Below are 6,355 nucleotides of genomic sequence, written 5' to 3'. Positions count from 1 at the left end.
GCGACCTTTCTACCCGGAGGTAGTTTCGAAAGAGGCTACCCTACTCTATTGAATTAAAATTAATTAAACCTTGGTAAAAATAATAAAATCTTTATATCAAATGATAAAATGGTGCTTAAAAAATTAATCAAACCTTCGGTTGATTTTTGAAACATTTTTGAATAGCATCAGGAGCTTCTTCGTTATAGACTAGTTTCCAAGCGTCAAGGAGATTTTCTTTTGTTACTTTTTGAGCTGGGACAGCTACATAGGGTGGAGCTTGCTTACCTAGCAGCGCATACCCGGCCAACAGCGCCTCAGCAACTCCCTGATGGAATGGCATCTGGGCACCCAATCCTTTGATAAGTCCATCTTTAGCCATTTCTAAGGCTACATTAGCTCCTAAATCGATTGTCGTGATGACTAAATCATCTCTATCTATAGCAAGGGCTGCAACTATAGCTCCTTCAGCAAGTATATCCCATACCACAAAGATTCCATTCAAATCTGGGTGATTGGTCAGCATAGCGGCCGCTACCTTTTCCCCCTCATTTGGACTTGTAAAACCACTGCGAGCAACGATTTGAATGTCAGGGAATTTTTCATTTATCGTTATTTCAAATGCTTTCAATCTTTGTTTAGTTGCAAAGAAATCAGATTCGTGATAAATCACACCTATCTGGCCCACCCCACCTAATTTCTCTACCATGATAAGAGCGGCCTCGACACCGTTTCCGTAATTGTCAGCGGAAACGACGCTTAAATAATCCTTCCCGGGCTGTAAGCCCTTTGGTGTATTGTCCATAAATACGAGCTTAACACCTGCTTGAACTGCTTTTTGAAAGGCTTTTGCTGTAAATACAGGGTCTACGGGAACACTTACGATAATATCCGGCTTTTTGGCTAAAATACTTTCGATATCAGTCACTTGCTTTTCCCAGTTAAATTGGGCATCAGTCACTGCTAGAATCTCAGTGCCCATTTTACCAAAAGTGGTCTTTAATCCTTCTATTACAGACCTTGACCACTCATTTCCAGTAATATGCATAGCAATTGCAACCTTAAATTTGTGCTCCTTAAGCTTGTTTAGGTCTTTCCAGGATAACTGGAGTGTTTTTGCGGAAACCGCTTCTTCCCCATGTGGCCCAGTACTTAAGATCTTATTGTCTGGAATATTTTGGTTAATGGTACTATTTAGCGTCTCACGTATAATGGACATAAACTCTTTTACATTAAAAGGTTTTGTCACATAATTAATAAACCCTTTTTCTAATGTTTGTTGAATGTCCTGAGGCATAGCGTTTGCACTAATAGCTATAATTGCTATATCTTTAGTTTTTGCACCAGATTTTAAAATTTCAAACACTTCATAGCCATGGATATCCGGCAGATTAAGGTCAAGTAATATTAAATCTACTTTTTCTGTCTTTGCCATTTCTAATCCTTCTTTTCCAGTGCGAGCTACTAAAAGCGAAAAGGAGGGCTGCGATTTTATGATACTGTGGACAAAGTGTAAATTGGACTCATTATCTTCAATATATAGCAAATGGTAATGATCCACCCTTCCGCCCTTAGCTTGAGGGGATTCCACTTTTTCACCCCATTGCACCGCCGCTTTTAATTCATGAGGAAGAGGGAGGCGAAGGCAAAAATCACTGCCTTTTCCTTTTTTGCTCGTTACACTAATTTTCCCCCCCATTAGTTGTACGAGTTGTTTCACTAGTGACAAGCCAATGCCTGTACCTTCTTCTTGTGTTCCTTCAATTCTATAAAACGGTACAAATACCTTATGATATTCTTCAACTGAAAGACCTTCACCTGTATCAACAATATGAATTACCTGTTCGTCTCCTTCCATATGACAGGTGATTTTTACCTTTCCAGATTCTCGGTTATACTTAATGGCATTATCGAGCAGATTAAAAAGAATTTGTTTAAGACGAATGGGATCGGCAAGCACGAATGTGTTTTGTGATTGATCCAATTGTTTATGAATACTGATGTTTTTCTTATTTGCCAGCGGCTGAACGATATTGATACATTCATTGATAATATTGAGAATATCAATTTCTTCAATCGAAACTTTTAATTTTCCTGTCTCTATTCTTGATAAATCTAAAATATCATTGATTAAATTTAATAAATGGCCTCCTCCGAGTAAGATCTCATGTACAAAATCACGCTGCTCATCATTTAAAGATTTATCCATTTCTAATAGCTGGGCAAAGCCAAGAATTCCATTTAACGGGGTACGCAGTTCATGACTCATCTTTGATAGAAAGTCTGATTTTGCCAAATTTGCTTTTTCGGCTTCTTCTTTTGCTTGAATGATTGCATGTTCCATTTTTTTGCGTTCAGTGATATCAGAAATTGTAACAAGGGCAGCCTGTTCCCCATATTCTTGTATTTTAATTGGTGTTGAATTTATGGAAAGCCATTTCATGTCACGATTCCTGTCACTTACTCCTATGATAAAATCTTGAAAGGGGATACCTTGATTAAGGGTATTAACTACAGGTAACTCGGAATAAGGTAAACTAGATCCATCTTCTTTTACGAATTCAAATTGCATCATCATGGATTCAGTTAATAATTCCGATTTGATACCCAATACCTTTTCAACATTTTCATTCAATGCAACTATTTTACCTGACTTTTCTTGGATAATCACACATTCCGACATGGTCCGAAGAACTTCCTTATATAAGTTTTCATTACTGGTGAATTCCATTTTTCCTCCTTGCCCGTATTTAAACGAGATTACGCCTTTTGTATTTACTCTGTTCCCAAGTTCCGTGATTACGAAATTTCCAAAAATAGTAAACCCTTTTGTTTTAAAAATACTTCCTTAAGGTTATGTAAATGATTTATACTGTTATTATCTAGTTTGCAAACGCTTCCTAACCCTATTAAAAACTATAGATATCATATTATTAGCATATTGCCGTAACAAAGTCTTAACTAATCGTAAAAGCCTTTAAAAACTAACGGAACTATATGAGGGATGATCAATGAGAATTTTGATTGCAGAGGACAACCCGGCATCTAGAAAATTGTTGAAGCATCTGGTTAAACATGTGCCCAACTACCAAATTGTCGGTGAAGCAGTAAATGGTGAGGATTTAATCAAAAAGGTAATGATGGAAAAGCCTGATCTTGTATTAGTTGATATTAATATGCCATTATTGAATGGAATGGAAGCAGTGAAGTCTTGTAAAAAAATTGTTCCTTCTTTACAAGTAATCTTCATCACTGGACATGATGAATATGCGTTAGAAGCTTTTGGTGTAAATGCAATCGATTACATCGTGAAACCTGTTGAGCGTGAAAGGCTTTATGCCGCTTTAGATCGAGCGGCTACCTTAAAGAATAAGAACGTCACAATTCAACAGTCTTCAATTAAAAAGGATTTAATGATTAAGCAGCAAAATCATTATTCCTTTATTCCTTTAGATGAAATTATTTTTATTGAAAAGGCAGACCGTAAGTCTGTCATTCATACGATGGACCAAAAAATTGAGTTTAATGAGGCCTTAACTAATCTAGAAGAAATCCTTGATTCCCGATTTGTTGCCTCCCATCGTTCTTATATTATAAATTTACAACATCTATCTAAGATTGAAGTTGCTGGTCAAACGTATAAAGCTCATTTTAAAAATTATGTGGAGACGGCAAGAGTTTCAAAGCAAAAATTAACAGAATTACAAAAAAGCAAATCGCTATGAGGCTCAGTTTCAATGAGCCTCATTTTTTATTTTTTATAAAATTATGAATTTTTTGTCCGAATGAACAAAACGTTTGTCTTAAAGGAAAAAATACTAGCCTAATTAGACGAAAAGCTTGTCTAGAGGAAGTTAGACAACAATTTTGTAAACGATTACAATCCAAGTATAGAGAATATGAAAGGAATAGAAAAAAGATGGTTGGGATCATAGATGTAGCAAAAATGGCTAAGGTTTCAACAGCCACTGTTTCCAGAGTTTTATCAAAAAACGAGAATGTTTCTTCAAAAACACGTGACAAGGTATTGGAAGTAGTAAACCAGCTGGAATATAAGCCAAACCGTCTGGCGAGTAATCTTAGAAAAATGTCCTCAAAAACAGTGATGGCAGTCGTACCCGATATCACCAATCCCTTTTTCTCAAGTATTCTTCAAGGGTTCAAAGATGTTGCCTTAGAATATGGCTATCATGTTTTATTGGGAGACACTGGTAATAGTCTTGAACAGGAGAGGGTTTATATTAATCTTGTAAAAGAGCGTGTTGTCGACGGTCTTATCTTGGCAACCGCAAGACTCCCGAAAGAAGAAATTCTGGCAGCCAGCCAGGAAATCCCGGTAGTTTTGGCTTGTGAGTATATAGATGGTTTTGATATACCAACGGTCGCGATTGATAATGTCAGCGCAGCCCGGGAAGCAGTCGAACACCTCATTCATATCGGTCATAGGAGGATTGGCTTAATTACTGGACCTCTAGGAGTTATCTTAAGCAAGGATCGAGTGAAAGGTTATTATCAGGCATTGAATCTAAATGAAATCTCGATTGAGGGAGTGTTGATTCAAGAAGGAGATTTTTCGGTTACTTCAGGATATGAAACCATGCTGAAGCTCCTAGCGTTGGACGACCCGCCCACAGCCGTATTCGCAACAAATGATGAAATGGCTGTTGGAGCGATGAAGGCGATTAAACAAAGAGGGTTAAAAGTTCCTAATGATATCTCTGTTATCGGATTTGACGATATTCCGCTTTGTAAGCTTGTCGAACCGGAACTGACTACTATCTCACAACCACGATATGACATGGGTTATCAGGCGATGCAAATGTTGTTAACTATTATTGAAAAAGGGAATCTAACCAGAAAGCAAATCGTTTTGCCCCATCACTTGAAGGTTAGAAAAACATGTATTAACTATTATCCCCATTCATTTTAACATCTGGATTTTTTGAAAATGACGCGGGTTAATATAAAGAACCTGTAGAAAGGAGGTGGTTTTGGAAAGGAAATGGCATTGCTTTAAAACGATTAGACCGATGAACATTTATGTAATCCTTTACAATTCTAATGGGGTTCAATAGCTGGTTAAGTTTACATTGTTCATCCGTAGTTCTAGGAAAAGGTTGGGTCTGCTAAATTCAGGAATTATAGGTTAGTCAAGAAAATGCCCTGATAAAAGATCAAAAAATAATTGTTATTAGGAGGAACAGTATGCGTAAAAAATTATTATCACTAGGTATGACTGTTGGATTAACACTTAGTTTGGTTGCATGTGGTTCTACAGCAACTACAGAAAAGTCTTCAGGTACTTCAGCTTCAAAGGATGCGGCTGCAACAGCACCTGTAAAAGAAATTGATCTTAATCCGACAACGGTTTTAGGGGTTGGACCAAATGGTGAGAAAGCAGTTTCTCCTTCAGAATTAACCTTGACAGATGCAGAAAAACAGAAACTAAAAGATGGAAATTTCAAAGCTGCATTTGTTTATCATATGCAAAGTAACGCGCCGAACCAAGTGAAATTGGCTGCTGCTAAGACCTTACTTGAAGAGCTTGGAGTTGAGGTTGTTTCAGTGACAGACGCCAATTTCAATGCTCAGACCGAGATTGCTAACATTGAAAGTACAATGGCCCTTAAACCGGATGTCATGATTACAATGCCTGTAGATCCGGAAGCAACTGCATCTGCATATAAAGAAGTTGCAAAAGCTGGTACAAAACTAGTATTTATGGAAAATACACCGAAGGGTTTTAAACCTGGAAAAGATTATGCATCTCTTGTGAATGCAGATAGTTATGGAAACGGGGTAGCAGCAGCAGATATGCTGGCTCAGCAAATTGGCTACAAAGGTGAAGTAGCTATGGTTTACTATGATGCAGTATTCTTTGTAACCAATGAACGTGATAGAGGATTTAAGGATCAAATTAAAAAATATCCAAATATCAAATTGGTTGCTGAATCGCCATTTGCAGATCCGAACAAAGTCGGTGAAGTTGCGGACGGATTGTTAGTAAATCAGCCGAACTTAAAGGGAGTCTATGCTAGTTGGGATGTAATAGCAGAAGCAGTCATCGCATCAGCAAAGTCAGCCGGGAAAAATGATTTAGTTATTACTACTGTTGACCTAGGAGAAAACACTGCAAGGATGATTGCTGAAGATGGCATGATTCGAGGAACAGCTGCTCCACGTTCTTATGATCAAGGTATTGCCGAAGCAATGGCGGCTGCTTATGCTCTACTTGGAAAACAAGGTCCTACCTATATTTGTCCGCCTGCACTTCCTGTCATGAAAGAGAATGTAGTTGATGCATTTCAAATTGCCTACCATAAGGACGCTCCGTCTGTAGTGGAAAAAGCTTTAAAGAAAGGTAAGTAATGAAGGA

General features: G+C 37.7%; 4 protein-coding genes. 3 read left to right on the top strand and 1 reads right to left on the bottom strand.

The window, feature by feature from the left end; translation table 11 throughout:
- Positions 1–127 precede the first annotated feature (127 nt).
- Positions 128–2,710: a substrate-binding domain-containing protein gene (locus COE25_RS11305; RefSeq protein ID WP_098932722.1), complete on the bottom strand. Its 2,583-nt coding sequence runs from the start codon at positions 2,708–2,710 to the stop codon at positions 128–130.
- 280 nt (positions 2,711–2,990) lie between these two features.
- Here COE25_RS11305 and COE25_RS11300 point away from each other — a divergent pair, with 280 nt between their 5' ends.
- The 3 genes from COE25_RS11300 (at position 2,991) to COE25_RS11290 (ending at position 6,348) form a co-directional block, all read left to right on the top strand.
- The gene (locus COE25_RS11300) at positions 2,991–3,704 is read left to right on the top strand and encodes a LytR/AlgR family response regulator transcription factor (protein ID WP_098932721.1); all 714 of its coding nucleotides are present in this window, start codon (positions 2,991–2,993) and stop codon (positions 3,702–3,704) included.
- Between the two features lie 194 nt (positions 3,705–3,898).
- The gene (locus tag COE25_RS11295) at positions 3,899–4,909 is read left to right on the top strand and encodes a LacI family DNA-binding transcriptional regulator (RefSeq protein WP_098932720.1); all 1,011 of its coding nucleotides are present in this window, start codon (positions 3,899–3,901) and stop codon (positions 4,907–4,909) included.
- Positions 4,910–5,184: 275 nt separating this feature from the next.
- On the top strand, positions 5,185–6,348 hold the full coding sequence (locus COE25_RS11290) for a substrate-binding domain-containing protein (protein WP_098932719.1): 1,164 nt from the start codon (positions 5,185–5,187) through the stop codon (positions 6,346–6,348).
- Positions 6,349–6,355: the final 7 nt, after the last annotated feature.

The sequence above is a fragment of the Bacillus sp. AFS031507 genome, assembly GCF_002584635.1.
In the GTDB taxonomy this organism is placed as follows: domain Bacteria; phylum Bacillota; class Bacilli; order Bacillales; family Cytobacillaceae; genus Neobacillus.
The sequence above is the reverse complement of the archived record's forward strand: the minus strand, read 5'-3'. Positions and strand labels throughout refer to the sequence as shown.